The 17,613-nt window shown below is 37.1% G+C and carries 20 protein-coding genes and 1 pseudogene; 8 read left to right on the forward strand and 13 right to left on the reverse strand.

Going from position 1 to position 17,613, the window contains the following annotated elements:
* Positions 1 to 16: 16 nt before the first annotated feature.
* The 3 genes and pseudogenes from WG932_RS05605 to WG932_RS05615 form a co-directional block, all read right to left on the reverse strand.
* Complete coding sequence (locus WG932_RS05605) at positions 17 to 292, reverse strand: hypothetical protein (protein WP_483087273.1); 276 nt, start codon at positions 290 to 292, stop codon at positions 17 to 19.
* A gap of 465 nt (positions 293 to 757) precedes the next feature.
* Positions 758 to 2,913, reverse strand: a pseudogene (locus WG932_RS05610) (xanthine dehydrogenase family protein molybdopterin-binding subunit).
* A 2-nt stretch (positions 2,914 to 2,915) separates the two neighbouring features.
* A complete protein-coding gene (locus WG932_RS05615; protein WP_483087274.1) occupies positions 2,916 to 3,377 on the reverse strand; it encodes a (2Fe-2S)-binding protein in 462 nt (153 codons plus the stop codon).
* A gap of 357 nt (positions 3,378 to 3,734) precedes the next feature.
* Here WG932_RS05615 and WG932_RS05620 point away from each other — a divergent pair, with 357 nt between their 5' ends.
* From WG932_RS05620 to WG932_RS05655, 8 genes are read left to right on the forward strand one after another with little or no spacing between them, the layout of a single operon-like run.
* Positions 3,735 to 4,538: a DUF5675 family protein gene (locus WG932_RS05620; RefSeq protein ID WP_149394115.1), complete on the forward strand. Its 804-nt coding sequence runs from the start codon at positions 3,735 to 3,737 to the stop codon at positions 4,536 to 4,538.
* 37 nt (positions 4,539 to 4,575) lie between these two features.
* Positions 4,576 to 5,595, forward strand: a complete 1,020-nt coding sequence (locus WG932_RS05625; protein WP_483087275.1) for a hypothetical protein — start codon at positions 4,576 to 4,578, stop codon at positions 5,593 to 5,595.
* Positions 5,559 to 6,299, forward strand: coding sequence for an N-acetylmuramidase family protein (locus WG932_RS05630; protein ID WP_483087276.1), 741 nt, complete (start codon positions 5,559 to 5,561; stop codon positions 6,297 to 6,299). The genes WG932_RS05625 and WG932_RS05630 overlap by 37 nt, the downstream gene beginning before the upstream one ends.
* On the forward strand, positions 6,287 to 6,490 hold the full coding sequence (locus WG932_RS05635) for a hypothetical protein (RefSeq protein ID WP_483087277.1): 204 nt from the start codon (positions 6,287 to 6,289) through the stop codon (positions 6,488 to 6,490). Before WG932_RS05630 ends, WG932_RS05635 begins: the two co-directional genes overlap by 13 nt.
* A 14-nt stretch (positions 6,491 to 6,504) precedes the next feature.
* Positions 6,505 to 6,915: a DUF4230 domain-containing protein gene (locus tag WG932_RS05640; protein ID WP_483087278.1), complete on the forward strand. Its 411-nt coding sequence runs from the start codon at positions 6,505 to 6,507 to the stop codon at positions 6,913 to 6,915.
* On the forward strand, positions 6,912 to 7,412 hold the full coding sequence (locus WG932_RS05645) for a hypothetical protein (RefSeq protein WP_483087279.1): 501 nt from the start codon (positions 6,912 to 6,914) through the stop codon (positions 7,410 to 7,412). The genes WG932_RS05640 and WG932_RS05645 overlap by 4 nt, the downstream gene beginning before the upstream one ends.
* Positions 7,355 to 8,128: a DUF4230 domain-containing protein gene (locus WG932_RS05650; protein ID WP_483087280.1), complete on the forward strand. Its 774-nt coding sequence runs from the start codon at positions 7,355 to 7,357 to the stop codon at positions 8,126 to 8,128. Before WG932_RS05645 ends, WG932_RS05650 begins: the two co-directional genes overlap by 58 nt.
* A 14-nt stretch (positions 8,129 to 8,142) precedes the next feature.
* Positions 8,143 to 9,006 (forward strand): hypothetical protein, encoded by an 864-nt coding sequence (locus WG932_RS05655; RefSeq protein WP_483087281.1) that lies wholly within the window; start codon positions 8,143 to 8,145, stop codon positions 9,004 to 9,006.
* Between the two features lie 30 nt (positions 9,007 to 9,036).
* Here the strand turns inward: WG932_RS05655 and WG932_RS05660 are convergent, their stop codons facing one another.
* From WG932_RS05660 to WG932_RS05705, 10 genes are all read right to left on the reverse strand, one after another.
* Positions 9,037 to 11,376 carry a GMC family oxidoreductase N-terminal domain-containing protein gene (locus WG932_RS05660; protein WP_483087282.1) on the reverse strand — a complete coding sequence of 780 codons (2,340 nt, stop codon included), beginning with the start codon at positions 11,374 to 11,376 and terminating at the stop codon, positions 9,037 to 9,039.
* Positions 11,377 to 11,451: 75 nt separating this feature from the next.
* Positions 11,452 to 11,967, reverse strand: a complete 516-nt coding sequence (locus tag WG932_RS05665; protein WP_483087283.1) for a hypothetical protein — start codon at positions 11,965 to 11,967, stop codon at positions 11,452 to 11,454.
* Entirely contained in the window at positions 11,967 to 13,094 is a 1,128-nt protein-coding gene (locus tag WG932_RS05670) for a metallophosphoesterase (RefSeq protein ID WP_483087284.1), read from the reverse strand. Before WG932_RS05670 ends, WG932_RS05665 begins: the two co-directional genes overlap by 1 nt.
* Positions 13,084 to 13,224, reverse strand: coding sequence for a hypothetical protein (locus WG932_RS05675; protein WP_483087285.1), 141 nt, complete (start codon positions 13,222 to 13,224; stop codon positions 13,084 to 13,086). The genes WG932_RS05670 and WG932_RS05675 overlap by 11 nt, the downstream gene beginning before the upstream one ends.
* A 14-nt stretch (positions 13,225 to 13,238) precedes the next feature.
* Positions 13,239 to 14,522 (reverse strand): patatin-like phospholipase family protein, encoded by a 1,284-nt coding sequence (locus WG932_RS05680; RefSeq protein WP_483087286.1) that lies wholly within the window; start codon positions 14,520 to 14,522, stop codon positions 13,239 to 13,241.
* 74 nt (positions 14,523 to 14,596) lie between these two features.
* On the reverse strand, positions 14,597 to 14,986 hold the full coding sequence (locus WG932_RS05685; RefSeq protein ID WP_483087287.1) for a patatin: 390 nt from the start codon (positions 14,984 to 14,986) through the stop codon (positions 14,597 to 14,599).
* 14 nt (positions 14,987 to 15,000) lie between these two features.
* The gene (locus tag WG932_RS05690) at positions 15,001 to 15,423 is read right to left on the reverse strand and encodes a hypothetical protein (RefSeq protein ID WP_483087288.1); all 423 of its coding nucleotides are present in this window, start codon (positions 15,421 to 15,423) and stop codon (positions 15,001 to 15,003) included.
* A gap of 89 nt (positions 15,424 to 15,512) precedes the next feature.
* Positions 15,513 to 16,400 carry an acetoacetate decarboxylase family protein gene (locus tag WG932_RS05695; RefSeq protein ID WP_483087289.1) on the reverse strand — a complete coding sequence of 296 codons (888 nt, stop codon included), beginning with the start codon at positions 16,398 to 16,400 and terminating at the stop codon, positions 15,513 to 15,515.
* Positions 16,401 to 16,450: 50 nt separating this feature from the next.
* Complete coding sequence (locus WG932_RS05700) at positions 16,451 to 16,876, reverse strand: hypothetical protein (RefSeq protein WP_483087290.1); 426 nt, start codon at positions 16,874 to 16,876, stop codon at positions 16,451 to 16,453.
* Entirely contained in the window at positions 16,876 to 17,421 is a 546-nt protein-coding gene (locus WG932_RS05705; protein WP_483087291.1) for an alpha/beta fold hydrolase, read from the reverse strand. The genes WG932_RS05700 and WG932_RS05705 overlap by 1 nt, the downstream gene beginning before the upstream one ends.
* Between the last annotated feature and the right edge of the window lie 192 nt (positions 17,422 to 17,613).

The following is a 17,613-nucleotide window of genomic DNA, read 5'->3' on the forward strand; positions in this document are numbered from 1 at the left end:
ATTGAAAGGGCTTCAATTACTCCGGGAGAAAAACATCCTCATAGGTCTCTCTTAAATTATTCCTAATAATTATTTCGGAATTGCTCATCTCTAAAATTTCTTCTTGGTTATAGTTTAATGGATTACCCTTACCTAGACCTCCACCTAGATGGTAAAAGGAATGATACTCATAAATAAAATTAACTTCTTCTTTTAACAAGGGGTACATTAAAATAGAATGTGGATAGAAAACACAAATGAAGGAAAACCATACAGATGTATCTACCTCACTCCTTATTTTTTCATCACCCAATAAGCAGCTAATTAATAAATATCTATTAATAGAACCAAGGTATAAAAATTGCTCAAAGGAAAACCCAAGAAAACATAAAAACTATACAAATAAATTGTGTCGAATTTTTCAAAATAAATAAAAAAACAATATTTCATCCGAATAATTAAACCCGAAATGGACTATAAACAATCAATCTCTCCCTAAACTTCCCTCAAAATCAGCCATTTAATTTTATTTTTAAGCCTGCCTGTCTGCTGACAGTTTCACCAAGCAATGTTATGCTAAAACCTCTAAAAGGCCTGGATTATTTTTTTGATGACAACACTTTCTGATAGTGCTCAGGAAATCACATTACAAATTCTGATACAATTGAAACTCCAGTTAAGTGAATACTATTATGAAATAAAAAGCCACGGGAAAACAACCCGTGGCTAATCATACCATCTTTATTTTTTAAAACCATTATTGAATACAAAGACTTACCTAAGCCGGACTGCCCAGATTAAAGTTATTTATGCCTTTCTGATTGATAAAGGGCTGATTTCTCATGCGTTGTCCGGACACTTTATAAATGGCATTGGCTACTGCTCCACCTGTTGGTGGAAGTGCCGGTTCTCCCAACCCTGTCGGATCAATTCCATTGTCAATAAAATGAGTTTCAATTTCAGGAATTTCTTTCATTCGAATCAAACGATAGCTATCAAAATTCTTTTGGTCAGCAACTCCATCTGTAAAGGTAAGATTGGCAAACATTGCATGTCCCATACCATCTAACATGCCACCCCTAACTTGTTGATCTGCCCCGGTAGGATTAATCACAATTCCACAGTCTGTAACTGCGTAAATTTTATCCAATACAGCTTGACCATCTTTAATTTTGGCCTCGGCAACTTGGGCCACATAAGACCTATGGGAAAAATACACACTGAAGCCTTGAGAAACCCCTTCTTTTTTGCCCCAGTTAGACTTTTCTGCTACAGTCTTGATTACACCTTTCATTCTGTCAATGTCATAATGAATTTCTCCAACCGGTCTTTCCTTGGCTTTGTCTAAAAGTCCTAACCTTAATTCAACGGGATCCTTACCCATGGCTTCTGCAACTTCATCAAGAAACGACTGCTCTGCAAAAGCCAGAAAATTAGTTATTGGCGCACGCCAAGCATTGGTCGTTATCGGTGACTTATATTCTGCAGATCTTATTTCAAGGTTTTCAATGGCTCCTGCAGGAAAATTGTTTTCTCTTGTGGTATTTCCTGCATTTATTCCTGCACCACTCAATTTATAGCCAATCAATTCATTTTTATCATTCAATGCTGCTTCAAATCTATACTTAACAGCAGGTCTGTAGGCACCTCCTGTAATGTCATCTTCTCTCGACCATGTTAATTTTACAGGTGCTTTAAGCATTTTGGATAGTTCAACCGCTTCCTCTACAAAATCTGCCCTTAGCCTCCTACCAAAACCACCTCCCAATCGAGTTAATGCTACACTTACTTTCTTAGGATCAATTCCACAAATCTTTGCTGCAGCATTTCTAGCCCGATCCGGAGTTTGTGATGGACCTATTAACTCCACACTATCCTCCTTTACATTGGCAAAAAAGTTCATAGGTTCCATGGGGCTATGAGAGAGAAAAGGGCATTGATATTCACTTTTTATTATTCTTGAAGCACTTTTAAAAGCCGTCTTAACATCTCCATCCTTTCTCTTGACTTCACCGGCCCCGGAATTCAGTAACTCATCAAATTTCTTATCGTGAAAGGCTGTGGATTCCAAAGTACCTCCTATTGGCTCATAGGCTATTTTCAGTAGTTTTCTTGCTTTCATCAAAGGCCAAGTACCTTCTCCTATAACGGCTACGTTATCCTTAAATGTCAAAACATCCTTTACCCCTTTTACTTTTTTCGCCGCTTCTGCATCCACTTGCTTCAGCTTCATGCCAAAGGGTGGTCTTTGAATCATGGCATGAAGCATATTTTCTCGGTATACATCCAATCCATACAAAGGTTGCCCGGTAAACATGGCATCATTGTCCACATTTTTGACTGCCGTACCAATGATTTTAAAATCATTAATATCCTTCAAAGCTACATTTTCCGGCACCGGCAGTGACGCTGCTTCAGTGGCAAGCTCACCATAGCTAAGTTTTTTGATCCGTGAACAACATTGCCATTGTCTGTTGTCAGGGAAGATAGAGGTACCTCCAAGCGTTTTGCTGCAGCCTCCATGAGCATTTGTCTTGCTGTGGCGCCAGCCTGTCTTAGCCTTTGCCAAGAATGTGGCATGGCTCCTGAACCTCCGGTTACCTGTCTGTCATATTTCTCAGTATCCAGAAAGGCCTGCTTTACCCTTACATATGACCAATCAACATCCAATTCCTCTGCAACAATCATTGGGAAGGATGTTTTGATATTTTGACCCAATTCAGGATTGGGGGAATAAATTACTACATGGTTTGTCGGGGAAATAGAAAGAAAGCTATTGTAATTGATAGCTTTATCAAAAATCTCCTCATTGCTGACAACTTTCATTTTGGGAGAATCACAAGCCGACCAATTAAATCCAATCAGTAAACCACCACCTGCAGTTGCCGCGATTTTTAAAAAATCCCTTCTGTTTGATTTTAGTGCTTTATCCATGGTTATTTAATTTTTGATGAGGCCAATAAAACTGCTTCTTTGATACGGTGGTACGTGCCGCACCTACACAGATTGGCATTCATCCCTTCTATTACTTCCTCCTCAGTAGGAGAAGGATTATTCTTTAGCATAGCTGCTGCTGTCATTATCTGCCCCGCCTGACAATAGCCACACTGAGCAACGTCTACTTCTTTCCAGGCTTGCTGTACCGGATGATCTCCCGAGTCTGATAGTCCTTCAATCGTAGTGATTTTAGCATCTCCAACAGATGCAATTGGTAGGCCACATGACCTAACAGCTGCATCATTAAGATGAACTGTACAAGCACCACATTGTGAAATTCCGCAAGAATATTTGGTTCCAACCAAACCTAGGTTGTCCCGAAGTACCCAAAGTAAAGGGGTATCCGAATCAACATCCACTTCATAGTTTTTGTTGTTGACTTGAATTTTGTAGTTCGCCATATTAAATTAGGTATAGTTAATTTCTCCTTAAATTTTCAAACCCTTAAGTCCTTTTTCTATCCACCTTTTATCTCAATCATGGATTCAATTGCTTGCTTAAAGTAATATTTTAGATAGGTTTAGACAAATATTTAATTTCTCTAAGTATTGGAATCGCATAAAGAGAAGAAATAAAATTGATCAAGCCAATCTATTTTTTAAATGCCAATAGAGTTGGGTGATTTTAAATTTCGCATCTCTACTTAAACCCTTAAAATAAGCTGTTTATTTTTTTGTTATTGAAAAATAAATAATTAAATTTTGAGGTACAATAAACCAACGCAATTTTTCTACCTCAAACCCTAAATTATTATTTAAATGAATAGATTACCGGGCTTACTGGTTTTGGCCGGGGTTATTTTACTTGTTCTTTTCTTTTATTCCAATCCTGAAGTATTGGACAAAATATGGTTATGGCTGGTTGGGTTTATAGGTTATTTAATCGTTCTACTTGGAAAAGGATATGAAAAAATTAAAGGTTTGTTTATAGAAAATAATCCTTCTCCTAATCCAACAACACCAAAGGAAAACATTAACCATAAAATTAAGCACTTAAAGGAAACCCAAGCTTCCGATCTGGAAAGTATTAAATCTTTGATTGAAAACGAAGATGTAGCAACAATTCCCGAGGCTTTGATAACTATTTTAAGATATTTGGATGATGGGAATACAACATTGGGCCTTATGTTTATTCAAAAGAAATTTTTCGCCTACACCTTGGAAGATACTCACAGAGATGAGAAAGTCCCCGGAGGAACAAGAATTCCTGAGGGACATTATAAACTGGGAATCAATGAAAATCTCAGTCCTTTGACTCAAAGGTACAGAAATAGGTTCCCCTGGTTTTCACACCATATTGAGATAAAAGAAATCCCTAATTATGACAAGGTTTATGTACATATAGGAAATTCCCATCGGGACACAGAAGGCTGTATTTTAATAGCCGACGGAGTGAATGCTGCCAGCACAGAAAAAATGATCCTACAGTCTCAAAAAGCTTACGAACGATTTTATAAAATGGTATTACCAAAGATAAATCAAAATGAGCCCTTGACTATCAATATTCTAAATGAAAATTGGTTTGAAATACTTACAAAAAAGCAGCAACTAGTAAATGCCTAAAGCATAATTTAAAAACAACTACTGACGAATTAATTCCATGGAAAAAAGCCCCTCATCCGTCGAAAACCAAGACACTAAGTCTTCCTTTATATCAGAACGAAATTATTTGGTCATCCATATCATTTCTATAGTAGTAATCGCACTTGCTGCCCTGATATTTATTGTTCCGAGCATGGAAAATGCTAACCATGCTTTTGCGATCGGCTTTGTTATTATAGTAGCTTTAAGCTTTATTTATGGATTGATTGCAAGACATATAAGCCCTAAAGTAAAAGATAGGAATCCAAACTTTAATCCCTACCATACCTTTTTCTTTAAGGGAACAGTAATTCTTTCTGTTATCTTAGTCATTTTTGCGATACTCGGTGCCCTATTTGTTTACATTGAACACGACAATCTTTTTCAAGCGGTTGGCCTTGCAACAACGGTAATCTGGATAGCTTTATTTTTAATTTACTTCATGTGGTCGGTTTATCATTACAATATAAATTATGGCTTGACAGACCAAGATTGGCAACGCATTTATGATTTCAGAGACATGCACAGCAAAGGCATTCCTGTAAAGCCATCAGACCTAGAAATGCCTGAATACAATCCCTATAAAAGCCAAACTTTCGGTTTACCACCCGGCACTGTAAGGGGTATGATCGCATTTACACTCTTAATGGGAGGTATGTCATTGTTGATCGTTAGCTTTGGTACCCAATATTCAGGAGTAGATGCAGCATTATTGAGTCAACAATTTGAATTTTTTGAAACAGCTTTCCTAATGATGATTGCTTTCTATTTTGGAGACAAGTCTTTGAAATACCTACGTGAAAGGTGGGTACCCAAACAAAACAATGTCCAAACCGCAGGACAAGTACAAAACAACCAATCCGTAGCTCAGGGAGACAATGCCATTGCTCCAATGGACAATCTCGAAATAGACAATGCTTATTTTGACAATGAGGACAGAATTTTTCCCTTGAAAACGGTCTTCAAACTGAAGAAGTTTCACCTGCCAGCCAACAAAGATCTATGTTATCCACCTCTTTTGAGGTGCAACCCGAAATAAGTTTACAAAGAGAAGAGTATGTTCAAATCAAAGACAATACCAATAGTAAAATATTAAGCGATATGGACATAAGAATCGCATTGGATGAATTGGAAGCAGAAGAAAACCTTAAAATTAGTTTACCGGTAATCAAAGCATTAGTAAAGGTGGAATCTGCGGGTCGTGGACACCTGAGCGATGGTATGGCAAAAATTTTATTTGAAGGACATAAGTTTTGGTATTGGCTCAAACAATTCGGAAAAGACCCGGAAGCATTAAGTGTAGGCAATGAAGACATCATCTATAAAAAATGGACAAGAACCCATTACAGGGTCGGTATTAAAGAATATGACAGGTTGGAAGCAGCTAGGAAAATTGATCCAAAAGCGGCCATATATGCCACATCTTGGGGCTTGTTTCAAATTTTGGGTGAAAATATGGAACACAATATAAAATCACGAAATTATCAAGATGTAGAAGAATTTGAAGCCAAACAGCATGAATCAGAGTATTACCATTTTTTAGATTTTCTTGCATTTATAAAGATCAAGAAAGTTCGTGGAAAAGCATTGATTGAGTATATCTCTGAGGCGAATGAAGGAAATTACGATTGGGAATCTTTTGCCTATGGATACAATGGAAGTGGCTATAAAGTCAATGAGTATCATCTCAAAATGAAACACTTTTACGAGCAATTCAAAAATGAGCACACATGGAAAGCTTAAAAACGAAATTGCCCCATTTAGCCTTACTCGTTGGTAGTATAATCCTTTGTTGCATTACCGCTTGCAAAGAAGAAAAAAGAGGGTTGGTTATAGGGAAAATTCAACAAGCCAGTGACCTTGTAGTTACTGAATTTGTTGTAGACAAGGTCGTTTTCGGAAAGAAAGAAAAAACATACTTTTTGTACCTGTAAATGAAGCCTCCTTTTTGGCTTACTCTAGGGCTAAAATTAAAACAGGAATCAACCTCGAGCGAATTAAAGAAGAGGATATTTTGATTGACGGGAACAAGATAACCCTTAATCTTCCTTCGATTGAGGTAATTAATTTCTCCTATCCTCCAGAAGATTTTATAGAAGATTCATTGGTTTCAAACCCAAAGCGTTTTTTGAACTCCATTAACCTGGAAGATCAGGAAACTTTCTTTAGGTTAGCAGAAATGGATATTAGGGATCAACTTCCCTATATGGGTTTGGTAGAAACAAGTCAAAACCATACCAGGAAATTGATGCATACATTGCTGAAAAACTTTGATTTTGAGGAAATTTTCATCCATTTCAAAAGTGATTCCTTGATAGTACGGCAAATTCAACTTTCAGACAACACCCTCAATCCATGATAGGTCAAATACTTGGTAGTGCTCGCCTTATCATTCAAATACTACTCGTGGTTGCTGTAGTGGTTTTGGTGTACATGTGGAACCCAATGAACCTATTTGGTGGAAAAGCCACTTTGAAGCCGACAGCGAATATGGTCTCAGAAATTAGGGAAATTGGCGAAATGATTACTGCTGAATACTATGGTGAGGTATTGACATCGATTGATGAAGTACAAATTGATTTTCAACAGGGACCTGAAATTAACCTTCAGGCAGAAGCTACATTTGATAAAATTCAGGAAGAAATTGATAACCTAAGAGATTTTCATAAACTGGAAGTAGACCAACGTCTGGAGATTGGGGATCCGGATAATAAACTTAAACGAAGGGCCAGAACAAAAACATTGGTTAATGAAGTAGGGAAAAGTAATATTCTTGAGAAACTTAATTATCTCGGGGATTGGGAAAACACAAGTCGCATGCTTTTTTCAATGAAGTATTATCCTTTATTTACCTAAAGCAAAATGAAAAAGAGGATGTTATCACAGAACCTTTAAGAGAAAATAGATTAAGGAAAACATTGGAAAAGTGGTTCATGGACGATTCCAATACCCAATGGTCCACAGAAGCATTTACTATTGACTATTTTTCAAGTAAACTGTCTGACCTCCCTCGAGGAGAGGCAAAGAAAAAGTTAGCCATGATCGGCAGAGGGACAGTAAAAGCAGGTTTTGATTTCAATGATTTACAAAGCCATATGTACTTTCTTAATGAAGAGGTAGGTGAATTGCATATTTTTGGTTTGGCTCCTAAAATTCTAAATGCTGACATTAATCCTTGGTTTATTCCTGAAAAAGGAATTCCTGGTTTTGACCTACTTACCTACAATGGAAAGGTGAACTTTAAGGATAGCAAAAAAGTAAAAATCTATGCCATACAAAAACTAAAAACAAATGCCAGAACCGCAGGAATAATAGAACAAGCCGAATTAAACGGTGGTCAAACTATTAGTCGGCTGGTCAATTTACTTACAGAAGTAGAGGTTAAGAAGGTGATTTTCCACCATGATGAAATCATAGACCTTACCAAGGAAATACAAGAGGATCATTACATCAGTTATGAGGAGGCTGCATTGTTCGAAAGGACACTAGAGGAAGAATTACAAAAAATTGACTCCTTAATGAAGCGCAGGAAGACAGGTACAATAACAGGCAATTGGCTGAAAATAAGTTAAGCACAATGGTTCAAATGCTCAAGCAATTACAAACCAATGAATTTGAGGACCAAAAACTGAACTATAACCATTTTGCCACTTTTTGGTACCAAATCAGTGAAGATGGTCTGATAGATGAGAAGGAATGGTTGATGATTAATAAGAAAGGTAGAGATATGCTGAAGGATCGAACCGCTGCATTATGGACAGGCATGGATACCTTATTGTTACAATCTCAATGGAATGTAGGCTTGTATCAATTACTAAGCGATTCAATAGCCATCGGAGAATATCAGCCAAAAACCATGAATTGGAGTGAATGGGAAAAGAGAGATTTGAGTATCCCTGTTAAAAACATTGCTTTAAACCTGACAGACTCAATAGTTTCTTTTGACCAGTTTCATCACAATAAAGAATTTAGAGACAGTCTCTTACATTTGATAAGCTTAGAGAAATATAAACCTAAAGAATGGGAAAATTGGATAAGTGAAAAAGAAACCATTGTCTTGTTTGGCGAGAAAGATTCCGTGACTTCCTTGGCCAATGACTCCTCAAGGTTCTGGTTGATTGATAAGCGTGATCCAAATCATATTATGCAAGTAAATATTCCTTTGGAAAAATTAACATTTTCATCATTACTTGACATACAATACAATTTGGAGATTGGCAACCATATTGTATTTAAGTCTTCAGACAACCTATTAAAGGATATAAAACAGTCCAAATCAAGCCAAGCTTCCGGTTTGACCGAAAGTCAGCTAAATAATCTTGAAAATCACTTAATTAAACTTTATACTCAACATAAAGCTTACCATAACAGGGATTTTCTCACCAAGGCCAATCAATGGTTAAGTGAGAAAATGGAAAGTAAATCCGCTATATTTGAAAAATTCAAATAAAACCAAATACTACATTATCTAAAATAATAACTAAGGTTTAAAATAGGTTTCAAAAACATTACCGGCAAAAAACTTACCAAAAGAACCTATGGCTTTCCTTCCCTCTTCTTTAGATTTGGGATGAATGGCTTTGACAGTTCTAAGTTGCTTAAGTAGGTCCGAAACTTTAATTACCAACTTGCCCTTGCCAACAATATTTCCGGCAGGAGAATCCCCTTCATAAAGCGTAATAAAAAGTGTAGTGGTATCTTTCCAAGCATCCACTACCCTATCATTATATATGTCTTTAAAGCCTTCAAAATAATAATTACCACCTTCCGGACTAATGAGTGCTGAAGTGTAATTCATTCGTTTCCTTTCACTATCCCCTTCATCTTGAATAAACAAGTTAAAATCACCATTATAGGCGGAAAGGGCTTCTTGGCAAACGCTAGGAGCACTCATACTTCCAACCATTTTACCTGCATGCTTTTCATTGCTTATAAATGCATCAATATCTTCTGTTTGTATGGTTAATGTAAACTCAAAAGTTGTATTTTCAAGTTTTCCTTTAGCAAAACCTTTTTCAAAATCTTCCATTTCACCTATACCTATGAAGCCTTTCATTGTTTCGGTAAATTGGACCCCAGTCCCTGTAAATTCATTACCAACCGGATTGGAGGGACTGACTAAATCATAGTTTAAGTCATAACCTTTCTCCTCAGCAATTAATTTACAACTCCTTTCAGTCAATGCGCTTATCGTTAAAAGTGGATTGGTACCAACCGGCCTAGGAATAATTGCTCCATCTAAAACAAACAAACCTTCATGTAAGGCGGTTTCACTTTCTCCGGAAAACACTTGCCCTTTATGGTCCACTACTCCGGATTCAATGCTCTCTCCCATGCCACACCCTCCTAAAGGATGTACAGTTACCAAATCATAATTCATCAGATTATTCCATGTAGGATTTGGAATTTTAGTTCCTCCCAATGCCTGTGTAGCACTAAATATTTCTCCACTTACCTTCTTAAAAATTTCCTGTTTACCTACGCCCTCCCAACTTAAGTTTAACTTTCCTTCATCATCCATTTTCATGACACCATTTCCATCATCATGCGTCATCACCAAATAAATTTGGGTATGGGCAACAGCCCCATGAAAAGCTCCCAAAAAAAGACTTCTAAACTCCCTTAACTTTTCTTTAAAGTAATCTTTAATTCCTCTGTCAGTGTCTTTTCCTACCAACCTAGAAAATGCAATCAATGCCTTTGGCATTAAACTTCTAATTGGGCCGGGAACTGTTCCTTCTTCAAGGGTCATTCCCGAGGCCAAATCTTCACGTTCCCTCAGGTCAATTATACTGGTAATACAAGGTCCTACGTTTGCTATTTGATCCGTACCCTTTTTACCTAAGCCTATGCCGTTGATTCTTTCGTCATTGTTATAGCCAAAACCAAGAACGTCACCATTTCCTGTAAATCTCATTCCCAATCTTTGGGAAACCTTTAACCCTTTTTTGGCAGAACGGAATAGAATTTCCGTTGAGCCCAAGGATCCGGCACTGAGCACCACATTCTTTGCTCTGACAAACATTAAGGGCGCATCAAAATTATCTCTGCCTATACCGATTGGATGGTAGTATACTTGCCAGTGTGATTTAAATTTTTTGACATAGCGAACATTGATGGAAGTAAAAATATCTGCCCCATGGTTAAACGCATCCGGAAGGTAATTCATGGCAGTGGTATTCTTTGCCCCTACATTACAGCCGGTGACACAATCTCCACAGTTTGTACATTTTGGTTGCTTGATGCCAACATGATTGATTTTATTTTCAAAATTTACATTTATATCCAATAACCCGAAAGGTGCTGACATAAAATCAGCGGATTTCCGCATGGCCTCTGTCTTTTTTAGGACAGGGTAACCATTTTTATTTTCCGGGTAAGGGTTTGGTTTTAACATTTCCCACGCCCTGTTCACGCCTTCCTCAAAGGAGGCAAGGTCTTGCCTTAAGGCTAAGGGCCACATTTCATCTTGCATTACCCTTTTTTCAGGCTTTATTGAGACGTTTGCATTTACTAATGAAGTTCCTCCCAGACCACAACCCTTAAATACATTAATTCCATTTCCTATGGTAAATTCGTATAGTCCATTTTTTTCGAGACTTGTTGATTTTCCTTTTATGAAATTCATTTCCTTGGAGGCATCCAATAGGGAATCAGGAAATTCTCCGGGCAAAAACTCCTTCCCTTTTTCAAAGAGGCAAACAGACTGTCCGGAACGGGCCATTCTAGAGGCTGAAATACTACCTCCATATCCGGAACCTATAACCACATAGTCATATTCCGGTTGTATACTGCCGAGGGGTTTAGCTAGTTTTTTCATTTTTTATAAATATTGGGTCCTCTATCAATTCATAGTTAATGGGTCCTCCTTCAAAACGAGGATTTTTTTCTGTTCCTACCACCTTCCAATTGCTAACCACTTTTTTACTCCTATTGGGTAAATGGTAAGCCCTTCTTTAGTGACCGAAATTCTCAAAAAGTTTTTATACCCTTCCCACCTGTAAGAAGAAGATGCCTCAGTAATATGGTTCTTTAATAGGCTTACACTTATAGTCAAATAAAGGCCAAAAATCAAGCAGCTAATAAACCCACCCATCATTATCATCTCAGCTGTAAAGAGGGCAATTTGTTTTCCCTGATTCACTTCAAATCCCCAAACGTTCAGGTTCAGGTAGGAAAATAACCACAATAGAAAATAAAAATTAATCACATGAAGCAATCCATGGACCAAACCGGCGATATAGTTAAGCTTCTTCTTACCTGAACTGGTATCGGTAAATAAAATTAAACCTACAAATAATAAAAGGTTTAGAAAAAGAGCGGAGGGAAAGTGCAACAAATTGGAACTTATTACGCCCAAAATTTGAGACAATTCTCCATCAAACAGGTTAAATTCAGACAATTTTTCCATCAAACTTTTTCCCTCTGTTGATTTCGTTTGGAGGATCCAAGTTGTGAAGACATTGTAGGTCCCAAAAAAGAACAACATTGTAAGGCTAAAAAAGGGGAAAGCAAGATTAAGTAAGCTAAGTTTGGCAGAACTTGATTTTGATGGAAAAGTCTTTTTAATTCGGCCTTTCTTTCATGGGTACCAATTATTTCTTCACTTAACGTATGGGTAGGATGCATAAAGGCCCCACCACCTCCGGCTGTAATAAAATGACATGGTTTGGCTTCGTCCTTCACTGTTTCATACCTTGCATAGTGATGCAAATCACCTGTCAATATTGCCTCGATGTTTACGGACTTGTTTTTCTCTTCATAATCCTTTTCACCTTGCCCCAATAATACCCTGTCGATAAAAAATTGTAACCTATCGAAAGAATTATTTTTTGTATCAAATGATTTATAAACCCAAGAAGGTTCAGAAGTACAAAGAATCACTTTACTATTGGGATTAAAATGTTCCTTGGCTATCTTTTTAAAAAAGCATATTTGAGGGAAATCAATATCAGCATTCAACTGAATATCAATGGCAATAACCCAATAATCATAGGGGAGTTTGAGTGCGAAATAGCTTCTATTTTGTTGTGTTTTCCAATTGCCCAAAGAACGCTTTTGGGTAAACAACCTCAAAAAATTAGTCAATCCATCATACCAATCATGGTTTCCGGGAATGGCAAATACATCAGGTCGTTCTATGGCTTTTTCATCTTTTGGAAAAGCAGCGGTATAGGGCCCCCTTAACCTATTGTCATATTCTATATTCTCCGGTGTGGGATATACCTCATCACCACCCATTATAAGCACATCTCCTCTTTTAAGGGCTTTCCCTCTTAGTTCCAATTGCTCTCTGGCCAATAAGCTCGCTATTGTATAGGTAGAATTAAACCCATCTCCTAAATCTGAAATATAGTCAAACCATAATGCTTCTTTTTTCGAATAATCAAAAGGCTTGCAATCTTGGTCTAGTGCTGCCTGAAGCTCCCTACGGTCTGCAAAATTTCCAAAAACAGAAGACAAGACTGTTTTAACACTTGTGAAAGCCAATTGCTTAGGGTCATACCAATTGACCATTGGTTTTCTTTCAAACTTCATTCTTCAATAGTTTTTGTAACATCCTGTATTTAAACGCGATACCTGCATTGGTTCCATTTCTCTTTTTGGCTAAACTTAATATTACTCCTTTTAACCTTGAAACAAAGGATTGATAAAGCGTTCCTGCCATTAAATCATTTTTTTCTAAGGGGAAAACAATTTCAAATCAATGGATTTGAAGGCAAGACCTAATAACCAATACCGAGGGCCGGAACACCTTAATTTAGTTTTCAATACATAAGTAGCCGATTTACCTTGTAAAGCTGTCTCTATTGCTATTGAGTCATTGCCCTCAACACTTTTGACCATCTCCACCAAAGTTTCACCACCAATCATTTCCTCCCCATTTTCCACAAAACAAAGACTTGAAAAGGCTTCCAGAATTTTGAATTCATCGCTATGGGAAAGCCTCAGGAAAAGATAAAAAATCACTTGATGACTTTTTGTTCCTTCCAAAATCTCTCCTGAAAATTCCATTGGCAAGCATAAATAATCACCTGAATCGATGGTCTGAGTAGCGCTAAAGTCTAGCGCGTCACCATTTTCCGGTAACTCTTTAAAATAGTTTTTGGCATTCTGATAACCCATATTAATCAGGGCTCTTGCCGTTAATTTCTTTAGAAACAATTCAGGGTCTAAGGGTAGCGGAAGCTTAGGCTTTACCACAAATACTTTTATCTTTCTGATTTGACCATATGGAGAATGGCCTAACTCAATAAGTTTATTGATCCATTTTATCTGTTCAAATTCTTCAAAAAGTGCTCCATTGGCGCTCATTTCAATTGAATGAACGTATTGATTAAGGGAGCCTGATAAGTAACTGGGGTAATTGCCAATGCCCCAAATCAACCATAAATCTTCTGCTCCTTTTTTCACAGCTTCCAATAAATTGGCATCTTTAATCCAAACTGCATCAATCAACCAATCATTTTTTACCTTTAATGCCGGCATTAAAATAGGTAAGGAAACCCCTGCCAATAAATGGTTTTCTTCTACTTGGTCAGTTGGTATGGCTTCCACCTTTTTCTTGGTAAAATTGCAAACCGAGAATGTGACTGGTAAATTTAATTTATTTATATTCTTCGCATTCACACCAAAATGTGGCAATACTTTGTCCCTAATTCCATCTGCATCTCCTAAAGCTCTAAGGTTCCATGGCCTAAAATATTCCTTTAGTTTTATAAAAGAGGTAAAATGGTTAAAGTTTAATGTTTTCCATTTTTCCATGATATTTTCAACCGGATATCCTGAAGCCAACATGGCGGCATTGAATATTCCACCCGAAGCTCCATCTGTATGACAAAAGACCAAACCCTCTTCCTCCATGGCTTTCATAACCCCTGCTTGATAAGCAACACGCATTCCACCTCCCGCAAGAATTAATGCACGGTTTGGTTGGTCTTTAGATGCTTGCTTAGTCACTAACATTATAAATTATTTATAGAATACAGTTTCCCTGATTTATAAAAATATTCATTTGCTTATATTTCGCATTTAGGAAGTTATGCATTATTGCTATTGAGTACACGTAAATAAACAATAAAAAGCAGACCCGAAAACAAATCAAATACAGCAACAGACATCGCTAAGATTGAAAACAAGCCATTAAATACGCCTATTGAAACTGCAATAAAGGCCCCAAATTTTTGAAGTGCAGACCATAAGACTACTTGTTTATTTGTTACAGCACTGTATATCGCATGAATTAGCATTCCTCCAAATAAGGCCATAAACATGCCTACTATGCCAAAGAAATGTGCCGAGGATGCTGTTGGCAATTCCTTCCCAATGAAGCCCAACATAAAAGAAGGGGCTAACATTTGTACCAATCCGGAGATCAGTGTGATAAATGCAACGGCTACCACCAACAATTCTGTGTACCTAGGAGTCAATCCAAATATTTTTTTCAGCCATTGTATTGGTGCTTTGGTTTTGCTTTTGCAATGAAGAAATACATGGTGATGAGCCACATAATGGTTAGAATAATCCAGCGGACATCGTTAAGAAACATCCATTCATCCAACAATGCTTGCAAGGTGGCCTCATCTGTCAATCCCGCTTTAAATTGATTGTTAACATCTTCAATATATAACTGCTGCACCAAAACCGGTGCTAAAAGACCCGGGATCCAAGCCAAAGGCACCCATCGAAGCCCTGTCTTCCACTCCGTGATTAGCATTATCACCAATGCCACTGCCATGATAGGAATCGACACAAAGAAAAACTTTGTGGCCAGGTCAGTTTGTGGAATAATGGCATCATAATAATTTGATAGATTTAAAGTCTTCGGATAATTTGGAAACCAGAAATAATGTAAGGACCAAAACATGCCTAAATAAATAGATGCACAAAAAATATGTAAGCATTATTGATGTCTAATAATGTTTTTTTTAAAGGACTCATCTTATAAATTATTTATTATTTGATACGGTATTTTTCATAATCAGTAATCGAAGGTGGGGCCAACCAATCCTCTGAATACCCAAGTGGGAACACTGATTCCAAGCCTTCAGTCATTTCTTTAGGAGGTTCATCATAAGTCATAAACCAGCATTCAAAATGGTCGTCTAGGATACCGTTGGTTTTCGGCATAAATGTGGTAAAAAATGGATCCGGGTTTATGTCTATGTCCTTTAAGGGTGCAACTTTCGGGTGGTCACCTATGAAAAGGCTTCCTTTGGCTTTGCCAAAAAGATTAATTCCCGCTTTGGTTTCAAAATAGATATAGGAGGCCATCAACATGTTTCTAAATCTACAATAGTTTGTTGCCCCAACCTTTAATTTAATTGAAGGAGATTTTGGCTTGTCTATTTCTATTCGAAATGCAAATTGTCCATCTTTTTCGTACTGACTTGTCACCTGATCATCAGTAACTTTAAAATCGAGATTCGCTTTATGTTTGGGCATTCCCCAAATTCCCTTTCCACCTTTCACAGAGATTTCACTGCTTACCGGAAGGTCTAAAATATATTGACCCGTCCCATATGGTCCCAATAACAATGTATTTAGAATTCGTGGTGCAGGTTTTGAGCCATGTGTGCAGGCGATGGCAATACTGTACTCAATGTATTTACCTATACTCGTATCCAGATAATTAATAATAGTGATCATCAGGGCCGCCCTACCATTTGGCAATTTCATTGCATGTATTTCATTTCCCGGCAGTAAGGCATTGGCTTTTTCCCAGTCACAAGAAAAACCTGCCATCAAGGCGGGAGAATCAGAAGAACTGACAGGCATGGTATAGGGAATACCATCTACAAGTGCGTACCTACCTGTATAATTTTTTATCCTTTTTGGTAGCATAACGATTTATCATCCAAGTTCAAGTTCATTTATCATTTTGGGAAACACATCTATATGAGCATTTTTTCCAAAAACACATCCAAGTGACTGTAATTATCCAATAGATATAGTTTATGCAAACCCGGTTGTAATTTATTCAAATACTCATAAGTGTTTTCCTGACTTTTAGGCAAAAAACATTTGTTTTGCTTTCCAGCAAATAGTACAAACCTAGCTGATGTCTTTGGCGCTTCTACTGTATAATCCCTTCCTCCCTTTTCATTTTCTACCAAGGCCCCATTTCTTACACATTTTTGTATGTGATGAAAAAAAGAAAGTGGCACATGAGCAAACTCATACTGAATCCAATTTTTTGTTTGATCATCTATATTCTCTAATTCCCATAATGCAGGAAACCCTGACCCATAAGTAAAACTAACCATTTTACCCACTAAAGAATCTTTCTCCCAATGTGTAGCTTTTACTACATTAAGCATCAATCTGGACTTAAAATCAGGGGCTCGCAAACCCCATTGTGGGTCCAGAAATTTAAAAACTTACTCACCATAGGCACGAGTAAATTCAATTTAATGCCGGAATAAAAGGGAACCACAGGATGTAAAGAAACCGCATTGCTAATGATTAACTTCACTTCCGGAATAAGCCCTAAAATTGAGGAAATCATAAAACTAGTACTTCCTTGACAATGAATAATGGCCTTTATTTCTTTCGCTCCTGTCATCTCTATCACCTTTCTCACAGCCGCAGGGTGATCATATTGTGCCACTTGATCCAAATTCCATTCATTGGGCTCAAATTGAATACTTCCTCTCCAGTTTTCTAACCATACATCGTAGCCAGCAGATTCCAAAGCATATATAATATTATTCTTGGATGGTGGATTGAATATATTACTACTCACCCCGGCACCATGCACCAAAAGCACAGGACCTTTGGTGACATTGGAAGACTTTAGATGCTTCAGGTCACAGTGGAAGCCATCCAAAGATTCAAAAGTTATGGTCTCAAAATAATGGCTCATGTATAAAATTTTATCTTCATAAATTTAACAAAATAAAATTAACATCAAATGACTTTTATTAAAAAAAATAACTAAAAATACTCAATAATATGCTATTTATATATTTATTTTTGGAGATAAACAATTATCCGAAGATTGGTTTAATAATACTTGGATTGGCTTAATTTTGAAATTTTTTAAAAACAAACTTAT

This window comes from Cyclobacterium sp. SOCE241 (genome assembly GCF_056867545.1).